Here is a 24305-nt window from a genome sequence, read left to right as displayed (position 1 = left end):
GGAGATGGAAATGAACGGAAAAGGGGATAAGCCAAGACCAGTTGATAAGAAAAAATTTGATGCCCACCATGACGAAATCCGCTGGAAGTCAAAGACAAGCGGAGTCAGGCCTGGAAGTACGCTTCCCAGCCAGGGCGGGCAGCCAGACCGAAATCAACTGAAGTAAACGAACAAGGTCTTTTTTTTGGCTATCCTGGCACTGGTTTCGACAGCTCGTGCTTCGTAGCGAAGGAAGTTTTCGCTGACTTCGCAGAGTAGCAAGCGAAACCCTCCATAAGGATTGAAAACATGAAAATATCATGTGTTTTCTCAGTGGAGGGATGCGCTCCGTCGCATCCGCAGCGCCTAAAAAGTCAAAACAAAAGACCCTGGTAAACGGCAGGATTATGATGACTGCCTGCACACACTTTGCAGCACCTGTTCCAGGATATCAGCCGCCCGGCTGGCCTCGGTTTCAGTGAGCACGAGTGGCGGCTGGAGCCGGATCACGTTCCCATAAACGCCTCCGATCCCCACAAGCAGGCCGCTTTCGCGACAGCGGTCCCGGACTTGTTTGGCCTCCTTGACGGCAGGCGTTTTCCTGTCATCGGAAACCAGTTCGAGGCCGATCATCAACCCCTTGCCCCGGACATCCCCGACCAAGGCGCACTGGTCCTGAAATGCGCGCAACCGCCGCATCAACTGCTCGCCACGCCGGGCGGCATTACCGGGCAGATCCTCATCAATCATCACGTCGATGTTGGCCAGAGCCGCCGCACAACTGACAGGATTCCCGCCGAAGGTGGACAGATGGTCACCCGGGGTGAAAGCGGCGGCAATATCCGGCCTGGTCGTGAATGCACTCAAGGGGAAGCCATCGGCAATCCCCTTGGCCATGCACAGGATATCCGGTTCCAGGCCCTCGTGTTCACAGGCAAACATCCGGCCCGTGCGTCCGAAGCCGCATTGGACCTCATCGGCAATATAGAGCGCCCCGTCATCACGGGCTATTTTCGCGGCAATGGCAAGATAGCCGGGAGGTGGCACAATGATCCCCCCCTCGCCCATCACCGACTCCGCCAGAAACGCAGCGACGTCACCAGCTGTCTGATAGCGCAGCACCTGGTCCATCGACTCCGCGCAAGCCAGGCCGCAACCGGGATACGAGGAGTTGAACGGACAGCGGTAACAATACGGGGCCGGGGCGAAGGCCACACCCGACAGATAGGGCCCGGTCCCTTTTTTGACCCGGCGATTCCCGCTCACCGACAACGTCCCGACCGTTCGGCCGTGAAATCCCATGGTCAGGGAGACGACTTCCTTGCGTTTGGTAAACTGCTTGGCCAACCGCAAGGCGCCTTCGACGGCTTCGGCTCCACTATTGCCCAGAAAGCTTTTCTGCAAGGGGCCCGGGGTGATTTGCGCCAGGCGCCTGGCCAATTCCCCGGCACGCGGATTGTAATAGACATAGGTGCAGCAGTGCACCAGCTTGTCCATCTGTGCCTTTGCCGCCGCCACCACTTTCGGATGCCCGTGTCCGGCGTTGGTCACGGCAATCCCGCTGAAACAGTCCAGGTAGGATTTGCCATCCTGCCCCGTGATCCCGCACCCGGCGGCGCGCTCCACAATAATGGGCTCAATCCCGGCCACCATCGAGGTGATCATGTATTCATCATACAGCTGTTTGGTATCCATGGCGGTTCCTTTTCCTGATAACCCTTCAGTATTAATCGATAACCGCCGGTTTTGACAGAGCAAAACCCTCCATGAGGGAAAGACAGACGGGAATCAGCCGGACCCGTTCCTTGACATTTCAATGCGCTGACGGCACTTTACACGGCATCATGAAACTTAAATCCATTCTCTTCTGGCTTTTCTTTTCCCTGCTGGGCGCGACGTCGCTGGCCGTCATTGCCTTTCACCGGGGCGAATCGATCAGTGCCCTCTGGTTTGTAACGGCGACTCTCTGCTTCTTCATGATCAGCTACCGGTTCTACAGCAAGTGGCTGGCGGCCAAAGTGCTGACCCTGGATGACCGTCGGGCCACCCCGGCCTACACTAAAGAGGACGGCAAGGATTTTGTCCCCACCAACCGCTGGATCGTCTTCGGGCACCACTTTGCCGCCATTGCCGGCCCCGGCCCCCTCGTGGGCCCCGTGCTCGCCTCCCAGTTCGGCTACCTGCCAGGAACCCTGTGGATCCTCATTGGCGGCACCCTGGCCGGCGGCGTGCATGATGCGGTGGCGTTGTTCTGCTCCATGCGCCGGGGCGGAAAATCGCTGGGACAGATGGTCAAGGAGGAGGTCGGTACCTTCGCCGGTACCATCGCGCTGGTCGGCATCCTCTGCATCATGGTGATTCTTATTTCCGTCCTTGCGCTGGTCGTCGTCAAGGCGCTCGCCGAAAGCCCCTGGGGCCTCTTTACGGTGGCGACCACGATTCCCATCGCCCTGTTCATGGGCATTTACCTCCGCATGATACGCCCCGGCAAAGTCCTGGAAGGCTCCATCATGGGTGCGTTACTTCTGATGCTCGCCGTCTGGGCCGGACAATATGTCCACAGCTCGCCCGTCTGGGCCGCCTGGTTCACCCGCTCCGCACCCTGGCTGGCCTGGTCGATTATCGGCTACGGGCTCCTGGCCTCCATCCTGCCGGTCTGGCTGTTGCTGGCCCCGCGCGACTATCTCAGTTCATTCATGAAGATCGGGACCGTGATCATCCTGATGCTGGCCATTATCTGGGTAGCCCCGCAACTCCACATGCCCAAGTTAACCGGGTTTATTTACGGAAACGGCCTGGTCGTTCCGGGCAAACTCTTTCCCTTCGTGTTCATCACCATTGCCTGTGGCGCGATCTCCGGCTTTCACGCCCTCATCTCCACCGGGACCACCCCCAAACTGGTCACTCACGAATCCACCGTCCGTTCGGTGGCCTATGGCGCCATGATCACGGAGATGGCGGTGGGCGTCATGGCTTTGGTGGCCGCCTGTGCCATGGAGCCCGGCCAGTATTTTGCCATCAACATGAAGGGTGAACCCGCCGCCGTGGTGGCCAAAATTACCGCCGCCGGCTTTCATGTTACTGAAGCGGACATGGCTCAGCTGGCAACCGATGTGGGCGAGAAGACCCTGATCGGGCGGACCGGTGGCGCCCCCACCTTTGCCGTTGGCATGGCCAAAATGTTTACCGACGCCATCGGCAGCAAGGCCATGATGGCCCTCTGGTATCATTTCGCCATCATGTTTGAGGCGTTGTTCATCTTAACCACCATTGATGCGGGCACCCGGGTGGGCCGCTTCCTGTTGCAGGACGTTCTGGGTCACGTTTGGAAACCACTGGGGAATACGGCCTCAATCCCGGCCAATCTGCTTGCCAGTGTGTTATTTGTGAGTGCCTGGGGCTGGTTCCTCTATCAGGGCGTCATTGATCCCTATGGCGGGATCAACAGCCTCTGGCCCATTTTCGGCATTGCGAACCAGCTGCTGGCGGTCATCTCACTGGCCCTCGGCACCACGATTCTGATCAAAATGAACCGCGACCGGTACATCTGGGTCACGCTGGTGCCCCTGATATTCCTGCTGGTGGTCACCATGACGGCCGGCTGGCAGAAAATCTATACCGCCTCTGCCGGTGGCTTTTTGCCCGCGATTGCCACCCTGCGCCAGCAATTGGCGGTAGCCGCCCCCTCCGAGATCGCCAAGTTGTCCGCCCAGATTTTCAACAATCAGGTCGATATTGCCGTTACCGTGACCTTTTTGGTCATGGTGCTCCTGATCGTCGGGGCAAGCCTCCATCTCTGGATCCGCCTCTTTAGCGGAAAAGCCCCGCGCCACCTCTGCGAGGATCCCGCCAACCCCCACCCTGATCTGCTGGTTTTGGAAGGGTGATAGGACGATCAAGGCGCTGACGGAGCAGCGCCCTCCATTCCGGTTGATTTCAACCTCCCCGACTCCGAGGGTTTCACCCCTGGCTTTAGACTTCAACCCCTTCAGGGTTGGGGTTCACTTCATCCTCATTCTGTCAACAGTATGCTATACATGATCAAGAAAAGGTTCACCCGCGCAAAGCGCGGATGAACTGCTCTTTCTAGATTCAACTCACTTCCTGTCTCACAATGTCTCAATGAATCCAAATGATACAGATTTAATCCACAAAAGACAGCAGCCCTGCAAGTCCCTCTCATTCACATCTGCCACACCCTCAATAAGTTATACTTTTTATTGCAATAATTTAAAGCATGGCACCTTCTATGCTTTATTAAAAAACAGTTATTTCTGACCTGCATTTGGGTTAGAACATTGATGAAAAAAACGAAAGAAAGAGAAAAAACTATGAAGGTTATAAAAATTGCCAGTGTGGCGGTTGCGGCATTGGTTGGTGTGGGTTCGGCGGTTGCGTTTGCTGAGGATTGTGCGGGTGGAGTGTGTGCATTAGGGGCGAAGGCTGGTGCAACCTGTGTTGCAGCCCCAAAGGAGGCTGTGGTCAACACCGAGGGGTTGGCGACGCTGATTCAGTCAAAAGTACCGCTCAAACTATTTGATGCTCGAAGCGGGAAATATGACGATGGGCAGCGCATTCCCGGGGCACAGCAGTTGAGTGCTGACGCAGACGAAGCCGTCATCACTACGGCGATTCCGGATAAATCCGCCCTGGTTGTGACCTATTGTGCAGGGGTTAAATGCCCCGCGAGCAAAGCGTTGGCAGACCGGTTGAAAAAACTCGGTTACAGCAACGTGATTGAGTACCCGCAGGGAATTGCAGGTTGGTTGGAGGCAGGAAAAGCTGTAGACAAAAAGTAAGGGGGATGAGAGGAGGTTACCAGTAAACAGTTAGCAGTCGGCAGTAAGCAGCCGTAGAGGAGTCAGATTCAGAAAGGATTCTGGATACTGACTCCTCTCTCTTTTTACCTGCTGCTCACTGCATACTGCCCTCTGCCTACTTTATTCGCTGGGCAGCGCTTCCAATTCCAGCGAGGCTTTTTCCCAACGTTCCACCGTCTCAGCCAGTTCCGCCTGAATCTCACTGAGGCGGCGGTTGAGCGACGCGTAATCCGTCCCCTCCATCGGCTTCATCATCTCACCGGACAGCTTGTCCTGCTCCTGCTCCAGGGCCGTCATCTTGCGCTCGGCGGATTTTACACGGGTTTCGACAGGCCCCCGGATTTTATTCAACTCCTGCCGTTTCTGGGCCCGCTCCCGCCTCAAGGCTTTCCGGTCCCCTCCCTCGCCTTTATCCTCGTCTGCATTTTGAATTCTGGCTTCTGAATTCTGTGATTTCGCCTCCGCTTCCGATTTCTCGTGATAGTAATCGTAGCCGCCGGGATAGTGGCGCACTCCCGGGGGGGCCATGGCAATGATACTCGTGGCCACATGGCGGGTGAACTCAATGTCATGGCTGACCAGACACACCGTGCCCTCATAGTCATGCAGGGCATTTTCAAGAGCTTCACGCGAAGGAATATCCAGGTGAGTGGTGGGTTCATCCAGCATCAGGAAGTTGGGCGGGTTCACCAACAGACGCGCAAAGGCGACCCTCATTTTCTCGCCCCCGCTCAGGACGGCAATTTTCTTTTCCACCGCGTCTCCGGAAAAGAAAAATCCACCTAGCATGCTGCGGACCTCACGCTCGGAAAGAAACGGCGCGGCTGACTTGACCGTTTCAAGCACGGTCCGTACCGGATCCATCATTTCAGCGAAATCCTGAGCCTGATACCCGATCACCACATTATGCCCCATTACCCGCCGGCCCTCGTTCAGTGGTAGCTTCCCGGCAATCGTCTTGAGAAGGGTCGTCTTGCCCATCCCGTTCAAGCCCACGAGTCCGATCTTGGCTCCGCGCTCAATCCGGATATCCAAGCCCCTCAACACCCAGTTCTGGCCATCATAGGTGACCCCGGCCTGATCCAGCCGGACCAGTTCCACGCCACAATGCGGGGGTTTGGGGACACGAATCCTCGGGGCGCGCATGACCACGCGGGGGATTTCAATTTCATCCATTTTCTCAAGCATTTTAAGCCGGCTCTGGACCTGGGAGGACTTCGTGTTTTTGGCACGGAACCGCTCGACAAACTGTTCGATCTGCTCACGCCGGCGGTCCTGGTTCCCGCGAGCCGCCTCCAGTTGTTCATGGCGGAGCCGGCAATCCTCCTCATATTTGTTGAAGTTCCCGGCATAGCGCGTCACCTGTCCCCCCGCCACCTCCATAGTCACCGACGTCAGGGTGTTCAGGAGATAACGGTCATGGGAGACCAGTACCAGCGTTCCCTTATAGTCTCGCAGGTAACGCTGCAGCCATTCCACGGCGGGGATATCGAGGAAGTTACTCGGTTCATCCAGAAGCAGAAGGTCGGGATCCGCCACCAAGGCACGCGCCAATTCCGCGCGCATCTGCCAGCCTCCACTGAAGGCGGCAAACGGCCGATGAAAGTCACTCACCGCAAATCCGAGCCCTCCCAGCGCCGCCTTGGCCCGACTGCTCAAGGCATACCCGCCCTGATGCTCAAAATCCGTCTGCAACACCCCCAGCTGGCGAACTACCCGGTCGCGTTCGACCCCGGCCACCTGATCGAGTTGCACCTCCAAAGCCTCGATCTGTCGCTGGTTATCCATGAGGGACGGGAGTGCATTTTCAGAATATTCCAGCAGATTGATATCAGCAGCCGCCGGCTTGAGCTGTTGGCGCAGGTGACTCACCCGGATATTGCGGGGAATCGAGACATCGCCCCGGTCCGGCGTGGATTCCCCGGTCAGAAGCGAGAATATCGTGCTTTTACCGGCTCCGTTGGGACCGACAATACCCACCCGCTCACCGCGATTGATGCGGAATGACACATCATCGAGCACCTGTTGTGCCCCAAAGCCTACCGAAACATTTTGGAAATCAATCATAACAACGTCTCAAGCGCCTGCTCTTTAATGCCATAAAACGCCTTAAGCGCCTTGATGCGCGCCAGAACCGGCTCACGGGGCTCCGGTTGGGCGCGTTTGACGCCGAGAATCATCTTGTTTTTGCCGGTATGCTCCAACGAAATGAATTCAAATACCTGCGACTCATACCCGGAGGCTTCCAACCAGAGTGCCCGCAGGCTGTCCGTGACCATTTCCGCCTCCTGCCCCATGTGGATCCCATGCCGCAACATGGGGGTAAGAACAGGCGGGCTCACCATCTGGGGGCGCACCTCCTTATGGCAGCAAGGGGCACACATAATGATATCGGCCCCCGCCCGGATCCCCAGGGCGATCGCCTGATCCGTGGCCGTGTCACAGGCATGCAAGGCGATCAGCACCTGCAGGGAGCCTGGCGCATAACTGGTCAGATCGCCCGGGGTAAAACTCAACCCTGTCATTCCCCGGGCCTTGGCCACGGTATTGCAAAAACGCACCAGGTCATCCCGGACTTCAACTCCGGTCACGACCGCTTCCCGTCGCAGCATGGTACGCAAATATTCATAAATCGCGAAGGTGAGATAGCCCTTACCGGCACCGAAGTCGACGACCCGCACGGGAGTATCCTGGGCGATTCGTGAGGCGGACAGGGCTTCACGAAACCGTTCCAGGAAGACATTGATCTGCTTCCATTTATTGGACATGGAGGGCAGCACTTGTCCGCTTTCGTTCGTGACACCCAAGGCCTTCAGGAATGGGCTGTTGACATCGATCAGGCGCTCCTTGACCCGGTCGTGTTCCCGGGCAGGCAGCACCTCGCTGGAGGGTTTGCTACGACTGAGCAACGTCTTCCCCTTCTTACTGAAATCAATCTGAACATCGGCGGTGATTGAAAACAGGTGGGCACTTTTAAAATCACTACCCAAAAGCTGTTGGATCATTGGAAGGGCCTGCGCGGCCTCATAATTACGGGTTACATCCTGGGTTTGATGCCGGTAGACAAACGAGAGGGTTTCCTGGCCGGCGATGACCACAGGCCGGATGGTGATTTTTTCAAGTCCGGCCTGCCGGCCCCGATATTTTCCCAGCACCAGCTTGATAAACGTATTATCCCGCAGTGCCTGCTTCAGCAAATCCAGAAAGGTGTCGCATTCAGTCATAATCGTTATCAATACCCTTATAAAAAGAAAAAACCCTGCAACGTTTCCATTGCAGGGCAAGCATTATACTTGAGCGTCAGCTCAGATAACAGTTTTTACTTGGCAGGTGCTGCCGGGGCTGCAGGAGCCGCAGGAGCCACTTTGGCCGCCTTGGCTTCATGGGCCGCCTTCTTGGCTGCCTTAAGCTCTTCGGGGGTCAAAAACCCATCCTTATCGGTATCCGCCGCGGCAAACTTCTTGTCCGCATCGGGCCCCTTGGCCATTGTCTTGAATTCATCGAGCGACAGTTTGCCATCGGCATTCGCATCCGCTTTTTTAAACGCTTCCATCTTGTCGCCCTTGTGACCCTTAACGGCCTCCGGAGCCTTGACTTCTTCGGCCGAGGCCGTCATTGACAAAGATGCCGCAACAATTGCACTCAACCCGAATAAACCTAACAATTTCATAATACTGATCCTTTCATTAATCCTAACTATTGTTAACAAAACAACCAACTACCCTGCAAAACGGATGACCTATCGGTTTTATTGTAATTTTTTTTGAATCAGGTCATCAAAACGGCAATCCACCATCTTTTTCCGTGCTGAAATCCTCTGAATCTTCCACGGGCGGGCCATCCTGGTCAGCCGGAGAACCGCCGGAAGCGCCGTCTGCGGCACTCAAACGCCAGGCCTGCAGGGTATTGAAATATTTGACCACGCCCTTCTGATCGGTCCATTTCCGGCCACGCAGATCAAACTCCACCGACACATCCTGCCCCGCTTTGAAGCTATCCAGCAGGTTGCATTTATCCTGAACCAGTTCAAACTTAACGAGTTCCGGATATTTAGGGTTGCTTGCGTATTCAAGGACGAATTCGCGTTTTTGAAAAGAGTCTTTGATCTTCACGGTCTCGAAAATTTCGACCAACTTACCTGAAACGTTCATGCTGCTCCCTTAATGTGTTGAGGGGAAACATTAGCCACAACCTGCCACAAAGCAAAGAAAGAAAGTTCAGAACCCGGAAAAGACTTCACCACTAATTTAAGAAATAAAAGAAATCCAGATTAAGAGAAAAGCTTGAACAGAAACACACGAAGACCGCGAAGATCAAACAATATGGCGGCATTTCTTGTTCGGGAGTACCCGATCCAAAAATCCCGCCATGGTGCTTCTTCAATTAAGGAAAACCGTTAGGCGATTTGATGGCTGGGGTACTCGCCAGACATCAAATCGCCTAACATTATCTAGATTTCCTTCATTTCCCCAATCAGTGGTGAAGTCTTCCTCTCAACGTTCTCGCAGGTCAGAACCCGTAAATCGTCCGTAATTGACCGATGGTTGGCAGATTGTCGTAGTACTCGCCCCTTGGCCCCACCCACTGGTTGCCAATCTGCCGGAGCGTTACCGGGGTCATGGACCCATTCGAATTCTGGACATTGATGACCATGGATATGGGTTGCTGCACATATTCCATCTGAACGGGCGCAGGTTGATACACCACTTGCGCGGGTTGCGCCACATAGACAACAGGAGGCGGGGCATACACCACCTGCCTCTGGACATAGACCGGTTCAGGCTGACTTACCGCACAGGCCACGGCGGCAATGGCCGCCACGCCAAACAGCCCAAGCGCCAGTCCCCCGTAATCCCCATGGTAATAGCCGCCATGTCGTCCATGATCATACCCGCCGGAGTGGCTGGAATAACCGCTCCTGCACCCATAAGGATCCGCCATTGTGACCGACCCCGCCAACATCACCGCCACGATTACTGCTGAAATTTTCATTATCTTATTCATGTGAGTTCTCTCTTTGGGAAGTTCACTAACGCCCCTTTGTTAAGATAGACGTTTGATCACGGGAAATATTCACATGAATCTGAAGAGTGGTACCCCGGGCGCGGTTCGAACGCGCGACCTGCAGTTTAGGAAACGGCTGCTCTGTCCAGCTGAGCTACCGGGGCATTGTTGAAATCGAGAGGCATCATAGGGGTGCCCTGCACTCTGTTCAAGCTCAAAGCTCGACGCTACCGTCGCGATACAAAGGGATTGCCGGCAATATAGAAGCGCAGATGCCGTCTGGCCCAGGCCCCGGCGTAATCCACTCCGATCCGGGGCCGCTTCACCATCCTGAATACGGTAGGCCCATCGTCAGCAATATAGAACTCTTCACTCAGAAGATCATGCCGGTTCAACTTATGGTCGATGCCCATCGCCAGGCATAGCAGGCCGGGACCCTGCGTCCGGTCGACGATCCCCTCCAGAGGCTCAACCGCGCGCAGGAGCACCGCCGAAGCAACCCCCTCGGCTTCCGTGACCACATTCATGCAATAATACATGCCATAAATCAGGTAGACGCCTAAGGTTTTGAACTTGATTTTTTGACAATCTGTTCTAGTCTGTTTCACCTGTTGAACTCGTTTGAATGTAAAGAAGGATAAATACCAATGAAAATGAAACTCACTAAGACTGTCGCCAAAGCCGGCAGCAAACCCGCCGTCAAGACTGTTGCGAAAAAAGCGATTCTTAAGCCCGTCGTGAAACCCGTCGTGCGCCCCCCCGTCAAAATCGCCTCCCCCGTGAAAACGAAAGCGGTGCCCCCCACCCCCGTTACCGGTATTGAAGCGCTCCGTCAGGAAATCACAGCCCTCCGTACGCAATTCTCCCGGCAGATGGCCCCGGTCACCACCGGCTCCATGGAGGAAGTGGACGCCTTGCGCCGGGTCCTGAATGATCTGATGGAAGCCCGCATGAACGATGTGATCCGGGAACTGGTCACCATCCGGAACAGCGCGGCCTCGGCGGGCGGAGAAGCCCGGCGTATTGCCGAACAGATGGATGCCCTGCTGTCCGATCTGGGAGCCATGAAGTTCGAGGCGGAACGCCTGGAGCACGTCGATCCCCTGATCCACACCGTCTCCCGCGAAGTTTCCGACTCCTCCCTTCCCGACGGTATCATCATGGAAACCTTGCGCCCGGGGTTTCACACCTCACGCGGCATCATCGTGGCCAAGGCCCTGGTGGCAGTCAACCGGAGGGCATAATTATGGCACGCCTGGGAATAGATTACGGCACCACGAATACCGTGGTCGTCTGTGCGGATCGGGGGCGTTATCCCCTGGTTCCGCATGTCACGGATACCGCCATCGGCCGGGTCGCCCGCGAAGCGTTTCCCTCCTTCTTCGTCTACGACACCACCACGCGCGGACTCCGCTTCGGCGCCGAAGCCGAACGTTCACTGGCCGAACCCGGGGCGGCCCAGCGCTATATCCCGGTCCGCTCCTTCAAACGGCTGTTCCGGAACTATGTGGATGGAATGCGGATTGCCACCGACTCCATTCCCGGCGGTCTGGACATGCGGGACACCTTCCAGCAGTTCACCCGGGCAATCTACGCGTCCGTGCGCGCCTCAGGGATTGTGGGCGCCGCAGAACCCCTTGAAGTCGTGCTCACCTGGCCGGCGAATGCCAATGGGGCCCAGCGCCACCTGACCCGCTCGGCCTTCAAGGAGGCCGGTTTCTCGGTCATCAGCACCTTGAACGAACCCTCCGCGGCGGCCATCGAGTTGGCGGACCGGATGGTACATGGCAACCGGGCCAAGGCGCGCCAGTCCAAGATGACGGTCGCCGTATTCGATCTGGGCGGGGGCACCTTCGACGCCTCCGTTGTGCGCATCCACGCCACCGATTACACCGTACTCAGTTCAGCGGGCATCGAGAATCTGGGCGGGGATGATTTTGACGGCATCCTGGCCGAGCTCTTCTGCGAGAAGTTGAAAATCAAACTCCTCGAGCTTTCCCCTTTTCACCGCACCCTGCTCCTTATGCATGCCTGCCGTGAAAAAGAACGGCTCAGCGCCGGCCAGTCCCGGACCCTCACGATGGACCCCGAGGAAATCGGACTGTCGGGCAATCCGGTCAAAGTGACGGCGGCCGCCTACGAAAAACAGCTGACCGACCTGATCGAGCCGGCCGTGGCAAAGCTTGAAGAAGTCATCACAGCGGCGGGCAACGATGAACTTGAAACCATCTATCTGGTGGGCGGTTCCTCCCGTCTGCCACTGGTGGGAAAACTGATTGCGCACCGGTTCCCGAAAGTGAAACTCTTCACCACGGACAAGCCCTTCAGCGCCACCTCCATGGGTGCCGCCATCCAAAGCGTGGAGACCATGCGGGTGCACGAGGTATTCGCCCGTCATTTCGGCGTGATCCGGTTGGCTGACCACGGGACCCGCGAAGTCTTTGCCCCGGTGTTTCAAGCCGGCTTACGGCTTCCCGCCCGCGGGGAGGCCCCGATTTCGACCGAGGTCCGTTACCAGCCATGCCATAATATCGGCCGGTTCCGCTACCTGGAATGCACCTCGGTAGATGCCGAAGGAAAACCGGAGGCCGGCTTACGGACCTGGTCCGAAATCCTGTTCCCCTATGACACCACGCTGGCCGTCAATGAGATGCTGACCCCGGCCCAGATTTTCCACAGAAATGATCTCGCAGGCGAAGCCCTGGAAACCTATACTTGCGACAGTGATGGCATTATCACTGTGCGAATTCAACGGGCCGATGGCCAGTCCCGCACGTTTGAAGTGTTCCGGGCATAAGATTCAGATGACATGACAGACCCCTCTCAAGACATGACCTCCGAGTTGCCGCTGGTTCAACGGGATCCCTACCTGAAACCGTTTGAATCCGTCATTCGGCGCCGGCTCCAGCTTGCCCGGGCGACGGAAAAGCGCTTAACCCTCGGCAAGACGGCGCTGGCCGACTTTGCGTCCGGTCATGAATTTTTCGGGCTTCACCGGCTCGCTGGCGGAAACTGGATCATTCGGGAATGGGCACCAAATGCTACCGCCATTTCACTGATTGGCGATTTCAACGGATGGAAAGCCACCGCCGCTTTCGCCTTTACCCGGGTATCATCCAGCGGAGTCTGGGAACTGCCGCTTCCGGCTGATGCCTTGAAACATGGAGATCTCTTCAAGCTCCTCGTGGTGTGGCAGGGCGGCTGGGCGGAACGCATCCCCTCCTATGTGCGTCGCGCCATACAGGATGAACACACCAAGATCTTCAGTGCCCAGGTCTGGTGGCCGGAACAACCCTATGTCTGGAAAAACGGTTCCTTCAAACGAGGTGCTGACGCCCCCCGGGTGTATGAGGCTCACGTCGGCATGGCCCAACCGGAGGCCCGCCTGGGTACCTATCGGGAGTTTGAAGAAAAGATTCTGCCCCGGGTTGTGGCCGCCGGCTATAACACCCTGCAGCTGATGGCCATTCAGGAACATCCCTACTATGGTTCGTTCGGCTACCACGTCAGCAATTACTTCGCCGCCTCCTCGCGCTTTGGCACCCCGGAAGAGCTGAAATCCCTGATTGACGCCGCGCATGGCGCCGGACTGGCCGTCATCATGGACCTGGTGCATTCTCATTCGGTCCGGAACGAAACCGAGGGCTTAAGCCGGTTCGACGGCACCCTGACGCAGTATTTCCATGAAGGGGCACGTGGCGATCATGTGGCCTGGGACTCGCGCTGCTTCAACTATGGCAAAACCGAGGTGCTCCACTTCCTGCTCTCCAACTGCCGGTTCTGGCTGGACGAATACCGGTTCGACGGCTACCGCTTTGATGGCGTTACCAGCATGCTCTATTACGACCACGGACTGGGCAAGGCCTTCACCTGCTATGATGACTATTACGGGGCGAATGTGGATGACGATGCCGTCGCCTACCTGTCGCTCGCCAATCAGGTCATCCATACGGTCCGGCCGGATGCCATGACCATTGCCGAAGATGTCAGCGGGATGCCCGGGTTGGGAACGCCTCTTCAAAATGGCGGCATTGGCTTTGATTTCCGCCTCGCCATGGGAACGCCGGACCACTGGATCAAGCTCATCAAGGAGGTTCCCGACGAGCAATGGAACGTCGGCACGCTCTATTACGAATTGACCAACCGGCGCCAGGATGAGAAGACCATTTCCTACGCGGAATCCCATGACCAGGCCCTGGTGGGGGATAAAACCATTATTTTCCGCCTGATTGATGCCGACATGTACACGTCCATGAGCGTCTCCCAGGATAATCTCCGGGTCGAGCGGGGAATGGCCCTGCACAAGATGATCCGGTTGGTCACGCTGGCGACCGCGGGGCACGGGTATCTCAATTTCATGGGAAATGAATTCGGGCATCCCGAATGGATTGACTTCCCGCGGGAAGGCAATCACTGGAGCTATCACTATGCGCGCCGCCAATGGAATCTGCGCGATGACCCGAATCTCCGCTACCGGTTTCTGGCCGAGTTCGACAAAGCCATGATGGGCCTGTGCCGGGATTACAAGCTCATCGAAACACCCGGCCCGCATTTCCTGCATGAGCATGTGTCCGATCAGGTGCTGGCCTTTGAACGGGCCGGGCTTGTGTTCATCTTTAACTTCAGCCCCTCGAAATCCTTTACGGACTACCCCATCCCGGTGCCGCCGGGAAAATACCAACTGCTCGTCGATAGTGACGCGGCGGAATTTGGCGGGTTTGGCCGACTGGCCCCCTGGGGGGAGTATGGCGGAACCACGGGCTCAATTTTGACCTATTTGCCATCCCGGACCGTGCTGGTCTTGACCACCCGGGCTAAAGCACCATGAGCGGGGCAGCACCTTCCCCCTGCCGCGGGCACCTCTTTCATCGCACCACCATGCTGGTGGGCAAGCCGGCCATGGATCGGCTGACCCATATCCGCGTAGCCCTGTTCGGGGTGGGCGGGGTGGGCAGTTGGACCGCAGAGGCCCTGATCCGCTCCGGCGTTGAACACCTGACGCTGGTGGATTCGGATGATGTCTGCTCGACCAATATCAACCGGCAACTCCAGGCCACCACGGTGAATGTCGGGAAATCCAAGGTGGAGGAACTCAAAAAACGGCTTTTGGACATCAATCCCTATGCCACCATCGACGCCCACCATCTGGCCTATACCGGGCGCACCTGCGAACAGTTTGATCTCAAAACCTACGACTATGTCCTCGATGCGATAGACAGCCTCCAGTACAAAGTCATGCTGATCGAACGCAGTCTGGATGCCGGCACCACCGTCTATTCCTGCATGGGGACCGGCGCCAAACTGGATCCGACCCAGATCAAAGCCGGGCCACTCTCCCGTACCCGGATGTGTCCCCTTGCCCGCATGGTCCGGAAACGGCTGGGCAAAAAATGCGTCACCAAGGATTTTCTCTGTGTCTATAGCGAGGAAGTGCCGCTTGATCCCAAAACGGAGACCATCTGCGGTACCGGCCAATGCGCCTGCTCCCATTCCGCCCCGCTTCCATCACTCGCCCCTTCAGACAATGAGGATAATCCCGACTGGTGCGCCCGCAAGACTCAGGTCAATGGGACGGCGGTGCATGTGACGGCGGTATTTGGCTTCACCTTGGCGGGATTGGTCATCCAGGATGTAGTCAAGAAGGCCTCATGATCCGGCGTTGTCTTGATCATTTGATGGGACTTCCCTGTCGGTTTCCCTAGGGCAGACGCATCTAAAATCACCATATTGCGTTTAAAATAAATGGAATTTGATAGAATGAACAAAAAAAAATAAAGAGTGAAGCAAGGGTTGAGTGCATCTCTGAGTTGTGGGGCGGATGTCCCCAGCCGCCTGTCGGAGGATCCACCTGGCAACTAGGCGGATGGGGACATCCGCCCCACAGCGAGAGTCAAAACACAGGGATGCACCCACATCTGGAAATTCTGTCTGATTATCTTGATTCTACTGAATATTTAGATGCGTCTTCCCTGCCCCATTCCCAAACCCTCCTTGACACCTCCTTCTGTTTCTTGTATTTTGTGCGTTAACAGTTTTGTAAACACTCAGCACTTTTTATGAGCGAATCGACGGCACAAGTAAGGAAGCGGCTAACGGAGGTAGGGGGACGAACCGCCCAGGACCTCGGGTTGGGCCGTATTGTTGGGCAGCTGCTCGTCCATCTCTATCTCACTCCCGCTGAACAGTCGCTGGAGGATCTGGCAAAAGAGCTGGAACTGAGCAAGGCGGCGGTCAGCATTGCCGCGCGCCAGTTGGAAAGCCTCGGCCTCCTGCGCCGTTCCTGGAAATCAGGGGACCGCAAGACCTATTACCGGACCGCCGACGACATCGCCAGCGCCCTTCATCAGGGCCTCCTTATGATGGTCCGCAATAAAATGAGCCTATTGGCGACAGAACTTCAGCAGGCCGAATCAGAATTGAAAACCGGAGCACCGGAATCAGAAGCAGAGTTCATCTTGGGCCGCGTCAAACGCGCCCGAAAACTCCGGGATACCGCCATGTCGGTCCTGGAGAATCCGCTGGTCAAACTGTTGACGCGAGTGAGTTGATTTTTTTGAGTATTGCCTGCGACGGCAGGCCCGGCGTAAGTGCCGCATAATTTACAGGGACGAAGTCTGCCCACAGGTTAAGCAACTTAACAACATTACAACTTAACAACCGTGCATAGAACTCATATCAAAGCCAATCAGCCCTGGTGGAAAATCAACTGGAAAGAGATCGTGGAATACCGCGACCTGCTCTGGATGTTGACCGTCCGGGATCTGACCGCCATCTATAAGCAAACCATTTTAGGGCCGCTGTGGTTCATCATCCAGCCCCTGATCACCACCTTGGTGTTCACAGTCATTTTCGGGCAGTTGGCCAATATCTCCACGGACGGGGTCCCGAAAATCGTTTTCTACATGAGTGGGACGGTGTTATGGAATTATTTCTCAGGCTGTATGACCCAGGGCGCAAATTCCCTGGTGTCTAATACAAGTATCTTGTCAAAAGTCTATTTCCCCCGGCTGATCATCCCGCTTTCCGGAGTGATCAGCAACCTGGCCCACTTTGTCCTGAATCTCGTCATGTTTCTCGGGTTTTACGCTTACTTCCTGGGATTCACACCATCCTCCATGCACCCGCGCTGGGAATTATTCCTGTTTCCCCTTCTGGTTATCCAATGCGCGCTGATCGGACTCGGCGTCGGATTATGGGTGGCGGCCTTGACGACAAAATATCGCGACTTGCGCTTTGCCCTCACCTTTCTGACACAGATCTGGATGTATGCCACCCCCATCGTCTGGCCGGCTTCACTGGTGGTGCGTCCCTCCATGAAAATCCTGCTTTGGGTCAATCCCCTATCATTTGTGGTCGAAAGCGCCCGCTGGATGTTCACCGGCACCGGTACTGTGACCCTGTTAGCCGCAACCGTCAGTGTGGCCATTACGCTAATCTTGCTGGCCAGCGGTTTATTAGTCTTCAATCGCGTTCAGCGCAATTTTGTGGATACGATATGACAACCACCGCTATCTCTGTTCAAAATCTCTCAAAATGCTATCACCTTGGCACCATCGGGCGCCATACACTGGTGGATGAGGCACAGTACTGGTGGCACAAACTGCGTGGCCGTGACCCACATGAACACTTCAGCAAGGTAGGCCATACCGCCACCGAGGCCCGCAAAGTCGAGGCCGAACGCAAAGGCGCCGATCTGTTCTGGGCACTGAAGGACGTTTCGTTCGACGTGGAACAAGGCAGTGTCATCGGCATCATTGGCCGTAATGGAGCAGGCAAGTCCACGTTGTTGAAAATCCTCACCCGGATCACGGAACCCTCATCCGGCGAAGCCTTTATCAATGGCCGTGTAGCCTCGCTTCTGGAGGTAGGGACAGGCTTCCACCCGGATCTGACGGGGCGCGAGAATGTCTATATGAACGGCACGATTCTGGGCATGAAAAAACGCGAGATTGCCGCCAAGTTTGACGAGATCGTCGCTTTCTCGGAACTGGAACAGTTCATTGACACCCCGGTGAAACGCTACTCCAGCGGAATGTATGTGCGTTTGGCATTTGCCGTCGCCGCCCATCTGGAGCCGGAAATCCTTTTGGTGGACGAGGTGTTGGCCGTCGGCGATGCGGCGTTCCAGCAGAAATGCCTAGGAAAAATGGGAGAAGTGGCAAAAACCGGCCGGACCATTCTCTTCGTTAGCCACAACATGGCGGCAGTGCAAAATCTGTGCAGCCGCTGTGTGCTGATCCACGAAGGGAAGGTTGCCGCTGACGGCCAACCCCGGCAGGTGATCCATCACTACATCAATGGCGTCATTGACCAGACGTTGGCACGGGTTGATTTGGCCCATCGCACGGATCGGAGTGGCTCCGGGGTCGTCAAGCTCACCGCCTGGCATCTGGAGGATTCTGAAGGCCGTCCCATCCAAACCGCCCGCAGCGGCGACCCGATGGTGGTCGTGCTGTCATATGAATGTGATCGCGCCAAAGTCCCCCTACGCGAGGTGGATTTCGGGCTCTCCATCCAGGACTCCTCTGGAGTCCAAATGCTGACGGTGATCTACGGGTCATATCAGGGAAACCTGTTTGATTTACAAACCCCCCGTGGCGAAGTGAGATTCCGGCTGAACAAGTTGCCATTCGCGGCGGGCCGCTATCGCCTCGGGGCACGCATCACCGCGAGAGGGAGCGAAGTGGACTGGCCTCGTGACGGCATTGGGCACCTGCAAGTCGCTGAAGGGGATTTTTATGGCACCGGCCGGCGTGGTTTCGGGCAAGGGGCCCCCGTACTGTTGCAGGGCGACTGGACTTTGAACGAGAAGGAGCAAACATGATCATGACAGACTCATTACGGTGGATACGCTCCCGTTTCTGTCCGCCGCCGTTGCGCCATTCGTTCGGCCTCAATGGCTTAGACTTGAAACTGGCCCCCTATTTGAAAAAGCACGGAGGCTTCTTTATCGAAGCCGGAGCAAATGACGGGGTCAGCCAGACCAATACCCTGTACTTCGAGCGGTACCGGGGCTGGACAGGCCTTCTGGTCGAACCTGTACCCGAACTGGCTGCACGATGTCGGGTCAACCGTCCTCGCTGTATTGTCGAGTCATGCGCGCTGGTGGCTTCTGATGCCGAGCCCAAGAGCATCACGATCAAGTGTCTTGGCCTGATGAGCCAGATTCCCGGCGCGCAGGACAAGGCGGAGGAACAACGGCACGAAACCGTCGCGTCACAACACCTGAAACGGGGCCAACAACCCTGCCTCGTGGAAGTTCCAACCCGAACTCTGAGTTCTATCCTGGATGCCCATGGCGTCAAACAGATTGATCTGCTTTCCCTCGATGTCGAAGGCTATGAACCTCAAGTGCTGGGTGGCCTGGATTTTCAGCGGCATCGCCCCGGACATATCCTGATTGAAGTCCGCGACGAGAAACTGATCCGAAGCCGACTTGATCCGTACTACCGTCTTTTGACAGTGTTGGATACTAACGACGACTACGCCGACATGTTATTTGTCGCCCGATAGAAACACGCAGCCTTTTTTCAGCTAATGACCACACCCGTCATATTCTTTGCCTACAACCGCCCCCAGCAGACCTTACGGGTCCTGGATGCCCTATCGTGCCAATCGGTTCGGCCTGCAGAGGTGCTGGCCTTTTCCGACGGCCCCGCGCGGCCCGAGGATGAAGCGGGCGTGCGCGAAGTCCGTGATCTCCTTCGCAACTACCGGGACTTACCCATCACTCTCACCGAGCGCCCAACCAACCTAGGGTCTGCCGGCAATATTGTCTCTGGCCTGAACGAAATTTTCGAACGATACCCCCAAGCCATCGTGGTCGAGGACGACGTACTTCCATCAGAAGTGTTCTGCGAAGCCATGGAGCGCTTGTTGGACGTTTACCGGAATCAACCCCGAATCTTCTCCGTGGGGGGCTATCCCACCATCGGCCCGGACGCCCTGCAGAGGTATCCCTTCGATGTGATCCTCTCGCCCCGTTTCGCCTGCTGGGGCTGGGCCACGTGGGCAGACCGGTGGCAGATGGTGGGCGCCAATGTGCTAAAGTATCGCCCAACATTTGAATCTCCTGACCAAATCCCACGGCAGGCCGGGGATGACGTGGTGCAAGCAGTGCGCGCGGTAAATAAATATCCCGGCCGTTATTGGGACTATCCGGTTTTCCTGGAGTGCCTCCAACGAGATTGGTTACACGCACTAACCAAGGCCTACCTGACAAACAACATCGGCTTGGACGGGGGCGTCAACTACCGCCCGAACCTGCGACTCAAGAAATTTGTGATCAAAACTAATCCCATGTCCCGTGAGATTCCGGCTCGCTTCCCTGAAATCGAATTGCGCCCGGATGTTACTGCGGCCACCCGGCAATATGTGGCAGCTCGTGAGCGCGCAGCAAGCCCTTCCCGGCTTGACCAAGCCTATGATTCCGTCCAGAGGATGTTGCGCTGGTGGCGTGGTCCCCATCAAAACAGAAGCCGCCCCAGACAAACTCTGGATTGGTTCTGGCAACAGTTTCTCTGGTATTATCGTTCGTCAAAATCGATTCAACAAGGCCGCCGCGCCAACCTGATCGGACATGACTTTTTCCAGTTTGGACGTTCGCTGGGTTTTCGCCTGCTCATCAAAGCCCATCATGCATCGTGGCGATTGCTGTCAACCCCTTTAAGTAGTACGCGATATTATGAATTTTCCTTTGCGCGCGACTCATTGCCGGCCAAAATCAAACACTGCCTGGACGTAAGTTCTCCTTATTTATTCAGTTTATATGTAGCCAAGCGCCATCCTTCGGCACACTTGCAAATTATCAATCCTGATTTGCGTGATGTGCAACAGACCCAATCCATTATTGAAACCCTCCACTTCACCAACGTCGCCACACAGCCAGTCGGGATAGAATCACTCCCCGTTCGAAAAGGCGGATATGATGTCATTTGGTCGATTTCCGTCATCGAGCACATTCAGAATGGCCATCATGACGACACGTGGGCAGTCCAGCAAATGTTCTCCGCCCTGCGCTCCGGGGGGCATCTGATCCTGACGGTTCCCGTTGATCGGACATTCCGGATCGAGTACCGCCAAAACGATTGTTACGGGACCCAACAACCACAAGTCCTGCCTGACGGAACGACCCAAACCTTCTTCCAGCGCTGGTATGATGCAGACGCCATCGAGCAAAGATTAATCCGGCCCCTGGGAATACAGCCCACTCGCATTGGCTGGTATGGGGAAAAACAGCCCGGTCATTTTCATCATTATATTCAAGATTGGATCCGTGATGGCAATCATGTCGCGGTCAAGGATCCCGAACTATTTGCGCTTCATTACAAGGTTTTTGATTCATGGGAAACCATGCCTGGCTGTGGCGTTGGCGCCCTTCTATTTGTGAAACCGTGATGGATTATGAAGATTTGGATTGATGGAATGGTCTACGCACGCAGTCCCGTTGGCGGCATCCGTAGATATTTTGATGAGCTTCTGGTTCGGTTGCCTAAAATGGACGCCTCGGCTGAATGGTTCGTCTCCGAAGTGATTCCAGGGAGCGTGGGTATCCATGACAATATTCATGTGGTCCCGGTATTCTCCTCTTTCCATGGAGCGTTGACTCATCCGGCACGTGCCCTGCAGAGTTTATCAAAGCGGGCCAAGCTCTACGGGAAGGGCCCCGATATTTTTCACTCGAGCTATTATACCAAAAGCCCCTTCCCCAAAAGTCGCAATGTGGTAAGCGTTTATGATTTTGTCGATGCGCATCATCCCGACCTTCACCCCAACGGATCGGCCTTCCTTGCACAACAACGATCAGCCATCGAAGCAGCGGATGGCGTGATCGCCATAAGTGAATGCACCAAACGGGATATCCTTAAATTTACCAATACCCCACCGGAACGTATCCGGACCATTCAGTTAGCCGTTGGCGATGTATTTCGCACCGCCCAGGTCGCTTCCGCTGCGTGCCAACATTTACGCGATACAGTATGCCAAGGGCACCCCTACTGGCTTTTCGTGGGACGTCGTGGCTCATACAAGAATTTTACACGGATACTCGAGGCTTACGCGGCTTTAGCCCCCTCTATGACGGCACATCTTGTCGTTTGTGGCCCGGATGAACCATTGGCAAAAGAGCATCAAGCCGTTATAGATAAACAGGGGCTGAACACGCAAATTCATTTCCTGGGCGCCGTAAGCGACCAGCGTCTTGTAGAATTGTACGCTGCGGCTAAACTCTTAGTGTACCCCTCTTTAGCTGAGGGGTTCGGGATACCCCTGCTCGAAGCCATGGCCTGCGGCACGCCGGTGGTCTGCTCTGATATTCCCGTATTCCGGGAAGTAGCGGGTTCAGCAGCTGAATATTTTAACCCCCTTTCCTCCGATGACATGGCCGCAGCGCTTTGTCGCGCAACTGAAGCGAGCCGCTATGCAGAACTGATTCAGCAAGGCGCCGTTCGGATTACCCATTGGCCATCGTGGGATGACGTAGCGAGCGAAACCTTGTCTGTTTATCAACAACTACTTACATAAACAACAGATCACACCCTTTTTACCCCCATGCCCAAGTACTCCATCATCATCGCCACTTACAACCGCGCCGATTACCTCCGGCAAGTTGTGGATTCGGTGCTTGGGCAGACCTATCGGGATTTCGAACTGGTGGTTTATGATGACGGATCCACCGACGATACTCAGTCGGTATTGAAAAGTTATGGGGATCGCCTCCGAACCCAGCGTGGATCGAACAAGGGGATTGGCGCGGCCACGAATGCCGCCCTGGCTATGGCCCAGGGCACCTATGTGTCCATCATTGGAAGCGATGACTTCTGGATGCCGTGGACATTGGAGCAGGTGGACAAGGTAGTCGAGGCCGTGGAACAACCTGCAGGCGTGTATCTGTATCCAACCTATTTTATGGGTGATAATGTTCCAAAACAACCTGCGGACCCGAGTCCGGTATCCTATCGCGTTTTTAATTCTTACGCGGAAGCCCCTCCCTCTGTGCCGGATGGGTCCGGCATGCTGGGGGCCATCCCCCGTCAACTCCTGGTGTCCGCTCAGGGCTTCTGGGAGTACAGATATTCCGGCTGTGACACTGATCTGATACTCCGGCTCTCCCGTAAGATGCGCTATGTCTGTATGGACGCACCCACGACCGTCTACGTGCGTGAACATGCAGGTCGCACCATGCGGCTGATGCAGCCACGATTCGAAGGCGTGAAGCAGATGCTGAACCATTTTCACAATGGACTGTACGGGCATGGGGCAAACGACCCACTGGTTGCCAAGCGCATCGTCCGGTTCGGAATATCTGTGTCGCTCCACCTGACGAAGCAGTTCGGAGCCTGGCGCGAAAGTGCCGATCTGTTCCGCCAAACGGTTCACATTCTACCGCGCCGGAACAGGCTCGGCCTGAGCCTCTGGTATGGAGGATATCTGACCGCAATCATGACGAGTCGTCTTCTTGAACAGGTCGGCCAACATTGCGCCCGACGCCTATCTGGCCCCTGGTCCGATCCAACCCTGAATACCCCCGGCGCCTAAGGCGTCCTTCACATCCTATGCCACTTTATTCCATCATCATCCCGACATACAACCGAGCGACATTTTTACGGGAGGCGTTGGCCTCGGTCTGGGCGCAAACCTTTCAGGATTATGAGGTGATTGTCTGCGACGACGGATCAACGGATGACACGTCGAAGGTGCTGGCCGATTGTGGTGACCGCATCACGGTAGTGCGGACGCAGCGGCAGGGACCAGCAGCGGCACGCAATGCGGCCGCCGCTGTTGCCTGCGGCGCCTACCTGACCTGTCTGGACAGCGACGACACATGGCTTCCATGGACATTGGCATCCATTAACGAAACGGTTCAGAAATACGGACCGACTTGCCTGGTGTATATGATCCGGACCCCTATGGAAACGACCCTCACCCGGACGTGGGTGAATACAGAACTGAAAACCGAGTGCTATCCTGACTTCATTGCAGCGCCAACCTATGCTTCACACGCTGCCAGTCTCATCGGTGCTATCCCTCGCGCCCTGTTCATGAAGTCAGAGGGATTTCATCAGGGATTGATCACTGACGAAGATTTGGATTTACTCCTGCGGATTGGATCCCATATCCCCTATATTTTGATTACGGAACCGGTGACCATGTTGCATCGTTCTCATCAGGGCAATACATCAAATAACATAGCCCTACTGTACGAGAGCAGCCTACGCCTTCTCGAGGAGGAGTTCGACAAACAAGCCTATGCCGGTGGTGCGGGCCGGGCTCATGCCCGTCGCAGCCGATTAGGAAACATCTTCGCCCGGCGATGCGTTAAACTCGCCCATGCCTCCCAATTTCAGTTGGCATTACGTCTCTATTTCAGGGCACTACGCCCCTTGGTGTCGGCGCGGAGGTATGGCTTTATTCTCACATTCCCCCCTTATGTTGCCGCACGTTTGGGTATGGCACAGTGGGGTGGTGAAAGCCTGCCCACTCATGAGTGAACTAAAAGGAAAA

The 24305-nt window shown here is 56.0% G+C and carries 20 protein-coding genes, 1 tRNA gene and 1 pseudogene; 14 read left to right on the top strand and 8 right to left on the bottom strand.

Annotation, left to right across the window (positions count from 1 at the left end):
• Positions 1-384: 384 nt before the first annotated feature.
• Positions 385-1674 (bottom strand): aspartate aminotransferase family protein, encoded by a 1290-nt coding sequence (locus WCS52_13000; protein MEI6168100.1) that lies wholly within the window; start codon positions 1672-1674, stop codon positions 385-387.
• Positions 1675-1823: 149 nt separating this feature from the next.
• Here WCS52_13000 and WCS52_12995 point away from each other — a divergent pair, with 149 nt between their 5' ends.
• Positions 1824-3866: a carbon starvation CstA family protein gene (locus tag WCS52_12995; GenBank protein MEI6168099.1), complete on the top strand. Its 2043-nt coding sequence runs from the start codon at positions 1824-1826 to the stop codon at positions 3864-3866.
• Between the two features lie 444 nt (positions 3867-4310).
• Complete coding sequence (locus tag WCS52_12990; GenBank protein MEI6168098.1) at positions 4311-4778, top strand: rhodanese-like domain-containing protein; 468 nt, start codon at positions 4311-4313, stop codon at positions 4776-4778.
• A gap of 141 nt (positions 4779-4919) precedes the next feature.
• Here the strand turns inward: WCS52_12990 and WCS52_12985 are convergent, their stop codons facing one another.
• From WCS52_12985 to WCS52_12955, 7 genes and pseudogenes are all read right to left on the bottom strand, one after another.
• Positions 4920-6866, bottom strand: a complete 1947-nt coding sequence (locus WCS52_12985; GenBank protein ID MEI6168097.1) for an ABC-F family ATP-binding cassette domain-containing protein — start codon at positions 6864-6866, stop codon at positions 4920-4922.
• Positions 6863-8023, bottom strand: a complete 1161-nt coding sequence (locus tag WCS52_12980; GenBank protein ID MEI6168096.1) for an SAM-dependent methyltransferase — start codon at positions 8021-8023, stop codon at positions 6863-6865. Before WCS52_12980 ends, WCS52_12985 begins: the two co-directional genes overlap by 4 nt.
• A gap of 95 nt (positions 8024-8118) precedes the next feature.
• Positions 8119-8469, bottom strand: coding sequence for a hypothetical protein (locus WCS52_12975; protein MEI6168095.1), 351 nt, complete (start codon positions 8467-8469; stop codon positions 8119-8121).
• Positions 8470-8575: 106 nt separating this feature from the next.
• Entirely contained in the window at positions 8576-8950 is a 375-nt protein-coding gene (locus WCS52_12970) for a DUF3127 domain-containing protein (protein ID MEI6168094.1), read from the bottom strand.
• A 358-nt stretch (positions 8951-9308) separates the two neighbouring features.
• A complete protein-coding gene (locus WCS52_12965; protein MEI6168093.1) occupies positions 9309-9803 on the bottom strand; it encodes a hypothetical protein in 495 nt (164 codons plus the stop codon).
• A gap of 87 nt (positions 9804-9890) precedes the next feature.
• Positions 9891-9967: transfer RNA gene (locus tag WCS52_12960), tRNA-Arg, on the bottom strand.
• 63 nt (positions 9968-10030) lie between these two features.
• Positions 10031-10360, bottom strand: a pseudogene (locus tag WCS52_12955) (DNA-3-methyladenine glycosylase).
• Between the two features lie 90 nt (positions 10361-10450).
• On the opposite strand from WCS52_12955, the gene WCS52_12950 reads away from it, so the two are divergent.
• From WCS52_12950 to WCS52_12895, 12 genes are all read left to right on the top strand, one after another.
• Positions 10451-11047 (top strand): hypothetical protein, encoded by a 597-nt coding sequence (locus WCS52_12950; protein ID MEI6168092.1) that lies wholly within the window; start codon positions 10451-10453, stop codon positions 11045-11047.
• Positions 11048-11049: 2 nt separating this feature from the next.
• The gene (locus WCS52_12945) at positions 11050-12600 is read left to right on the top strand and encodes an Hsp70 family protein (GenBank protein ID MEI6168091.1); all 1551 of its coding nucleotides are present in this window, start codon (positions 11050-11052) and stop codon (positions 12598-12600) included.
• A 12-nt stretch (positions 12601-12612) separates the two neighbouring features.
• Positions 12613-14631, top strand: a complete 2019-nt coding sequence (locus WCS52_12940; protein MEI6168090.1) for an alpha amylase C-terminal domain-containing protein — start codon at positions 12613-12615, stop codon at positions 14629-14631.
• On the top strand, positions 14628-15455 hold the full coding sequence (locus tag WCS52_12935; protein MEI6168089.1) for a tRNA threonylcarbamoyladenosine dehydratase: 828 nt from the start codon (positions 14628-14630) through the stop codon (positions 15453-15455). The genes WCS52_12940 and WCS52_12935 overlap by 4 nt, the downstream gene beginning before the upstream one ends.
• Positions 15456-15859: 404 nt before the next feature.
• Positions 15860-16351 carry a MarR family transcriptional regulator gene (locus WCS52_12930; GenBank protein ID MEI6168088.1) on the top strand — a complete coding sequence of 164 codons (492 nt, stop codon included), beginning with the start codon at positions 15860-15862 and terminating at the stop codon, positions 16349-16351.
• A gap of 111 nt (positions 16352-16462) precedes the next feature.
• On the top strand, positions 16463-17302 hold the full coding sequence (locus WCS52_12925; protein MEI6168087.1) for an ABC transporter permease: 840 nt from the start codon (positions 16463-16465) through the stop codon (positions 17300-17302).
• The gene (locus WCS52_12920) at positions 17299-18627 is read left to right on the top strand and encodes an ABC transporter ATP-binding protein (protein MEI6168086.1); all 1329 of its coding nucleotides are present in this window, start codon (positions 17299-17301) and stop codon (positions 18625-18627) included. The genes WCS52_12925 and WCS52_12920 overlap by 4 nt, the downstream gene beginning before the upstream one ends.
• Positions 18628-18629: 2 nt before the next feature.
• Entirely contained in the window at positions 18630-19316 is a 687-nt protein-coding gene (locus WCS52_12915; GenBank protein ID MEI6168085.1) for an FkbM family methyltransferase, read from the top strand.
• A gap of 24 nt (positions 19317-19340) precedes the next feature.
• Positions 19341-21200, top strand: a complete 1860-nt coding sequence (locus WCS52_12910; GenBank protein ID MEI6168084.1) for a hypothetical protein — start codon at positions 19341-19343, stop codon at positions 21198-21200.
• 6 nt (positions 21201-21206) lie between these two features.
• The gene (locus WCS52_12905) at positions 21207-22325 is read left to right on the top strand and encodes a glycosyltransferase family 1 protein (GenBank protein MEI6168083.1); all 1119 of its coding nucleotides are present in this window, start codon (positions 21207-21209) and stop codon (positions 22323-22325) included.
• A gap of 27 nt (positions 22326-22352) precedes the next feature.
• Positions 22353-23339 carry a glycosyltransferase family A protein gene (locus tag WCS52_12900; protein ID MEI6168082.1) on the top strand — a complete coding sequence of 329 codons (987 nt, stop codon included), beginning with the start codon at positions 22353-22355 and terminating at the stop codon, positions 23337-23339.
• 17 nt (positions 23340-23356) lie between these two features.
• Positions 23357-24292, top strand: a complete 936-nt coding sequence (locus WCS52_12895) for a glycosyltransferase (GenBank protein MEI6168081.1) — start codon at positions 23357-23359, stop codon at positions 24290-24292.
• The last annotated feature ends 13 nt before the right edge of the window (positions 24293-24305 follow it).

This window comes from bacterium (genome assembly GCA_037128595.1).
GTDB lineage: Bacteria > Verrucomicrobiota > Kiritimatiellia > CAIKKV01 > CAITUY01 > JAABPW01.
The sequence above is the reverse complement of the archived record's forward strand: the minus strand, read 5'-3'. Positions and strand labels throughout refer to the sequence as shown.

What these genes read in the sequence shown, in the direction of transcription:
- WCS52_12995 (MEI6168099.1), top strand. Translation starts at nt 1,824, where the DNA reads ATGAAACTTAAATCCATTCTCTTCTGGCTTTTCTTTTCCCTGCTGGGC.
- WCS52_12900 (MEI6168082.1), top strand. Translation starts at nt 22,353, where the DNA reads ATGCCCAAGTACTCCATCATCATCGCCACTTACAACCGCGCCGATTAC.
- WCS52_12975 (MEI6168095.1), bottom strand. Translation starts at nt 8,469, where the DNA reads ATGAAATTGTTAGGTTTATTCGGGTTGAGTGCAATTGTTGCGGCATCT.
- WCS52_12940 (MEI6168090.1), top strand. Translation starts at nt 12,613, where the DNA reads ATGACAGACCCCTCTCAAGACATGACCTCCGAGTTGCCGCTGGTTCAA.
- WCS52_12965 (MEI6168093.1), bottom strand. Translation starts at nt 9,803, where the DNA reads ATGAATAAGATAATGAAAATTTCAGCAGTAATCGTGGCGGTGATGTTG.
- WCS52_12920 (MEI6168086.1), top strand. Translation starts at nt 17,299, where the DNA reads ATGACAACCACCGCTATCTCTGTTCAAAATCTCTCAAAATGCTATCAC.
- WCS52_12980 (MEI6168096.1), bottom strand. Translation starts at nt 8,023, where the DNA reads ATGACTGAATGCGACACCTTTCTGGATTTGCTGAAGCAGGCACTGCGG.
- WCS52_12910 (MEI6168084.1), top strand. Translation starts at nt 19,341, where the DNA reads ATGACCACACCCGTCATATTCTTTGCCTACAACCGCCCCCAGCAGACC.
- WCS52_12950 (MEI6168092.1), top strand. Translation starts at nt 10,451, where the DNA reads ATGAAAATGAAACTCACTAAGACTGTCGCCAAAGCCGGCAGCAAACCC.
- WCS52_12970 (MEI6168094.1), bottom strand. Translation starts at nt 8,950, where the DNA reads ATGAACGTTTCAGGTAAGTTGGTCGAAATTTTCGAGACCGTGAAGATC.
- WCS52_12895 (MEI6168081.1), top strand. Translation starts at nt 23,357, where the DNA reads ATGCCACTTTATTCCATCATCATCCCGACATACAACCGAGCGACATTT.
- WCS52_12905 (MEI6168083.1), top strand. Translation starts at nt 21,207, where the DNA reads ATGAAGATTTGGATTGATGGAATGGTCTACGCACGCAGTCCCGTTGGC.
- WCS52_12985 (MEI6168097.1), bottom strand. Translation starts at nt 6,866, where the DNA reads ATGATTGATTTCCAAAATGTTTCGGTAGGCTTTGGGGCACAACAGGTG.
- WCS52_13000 (MEI6168100.1), bottom strand. Translation starts at nt 1,674, where the DNA reads ATGGATACCAAACAGCTGTATGATGAATACATGATCACCTCGATGGTG.
- WCS52_12930 (MEI6168088.1), top strand. Translation starts at nt 15,860, where the DNA reads ATGAGCGAATCGACGGCACAAGTAAGGAAGCGGCTAACGGAGGTAGGG.
- WCS52_12945 (MEI6168091.1), top strand. Translation starts at nt 11,050, where the DNA reads ATGGCACGCCTGGGAATAGATTACGGCACCACGAATACCGTGGTCGTC.
- WCS52_12935 (MEI6168089.1), top strand. Translation starts at nt 14,628, where the DNA reads ATGAGCGGGGCAGCACCTTCCCCCTGCCGCGGGCACCTCTTTCATCGC.
- WCS52_12990 (MEI6168098.1), top strand. Translation starts at nt 4,311, where the DNA reads ATGAAGGTTATAAAAATTGCCAGTGTGGCGGTTGCGGCATTGGTTGGT.
- WCS52_12915 (MEI6168085.1), top strand. Translation starts at nt 18,630, where the DNA reads ATGACAGACTCATTACGGTGGATACGCTCCCGTTTCTGTCCGCCGCCG.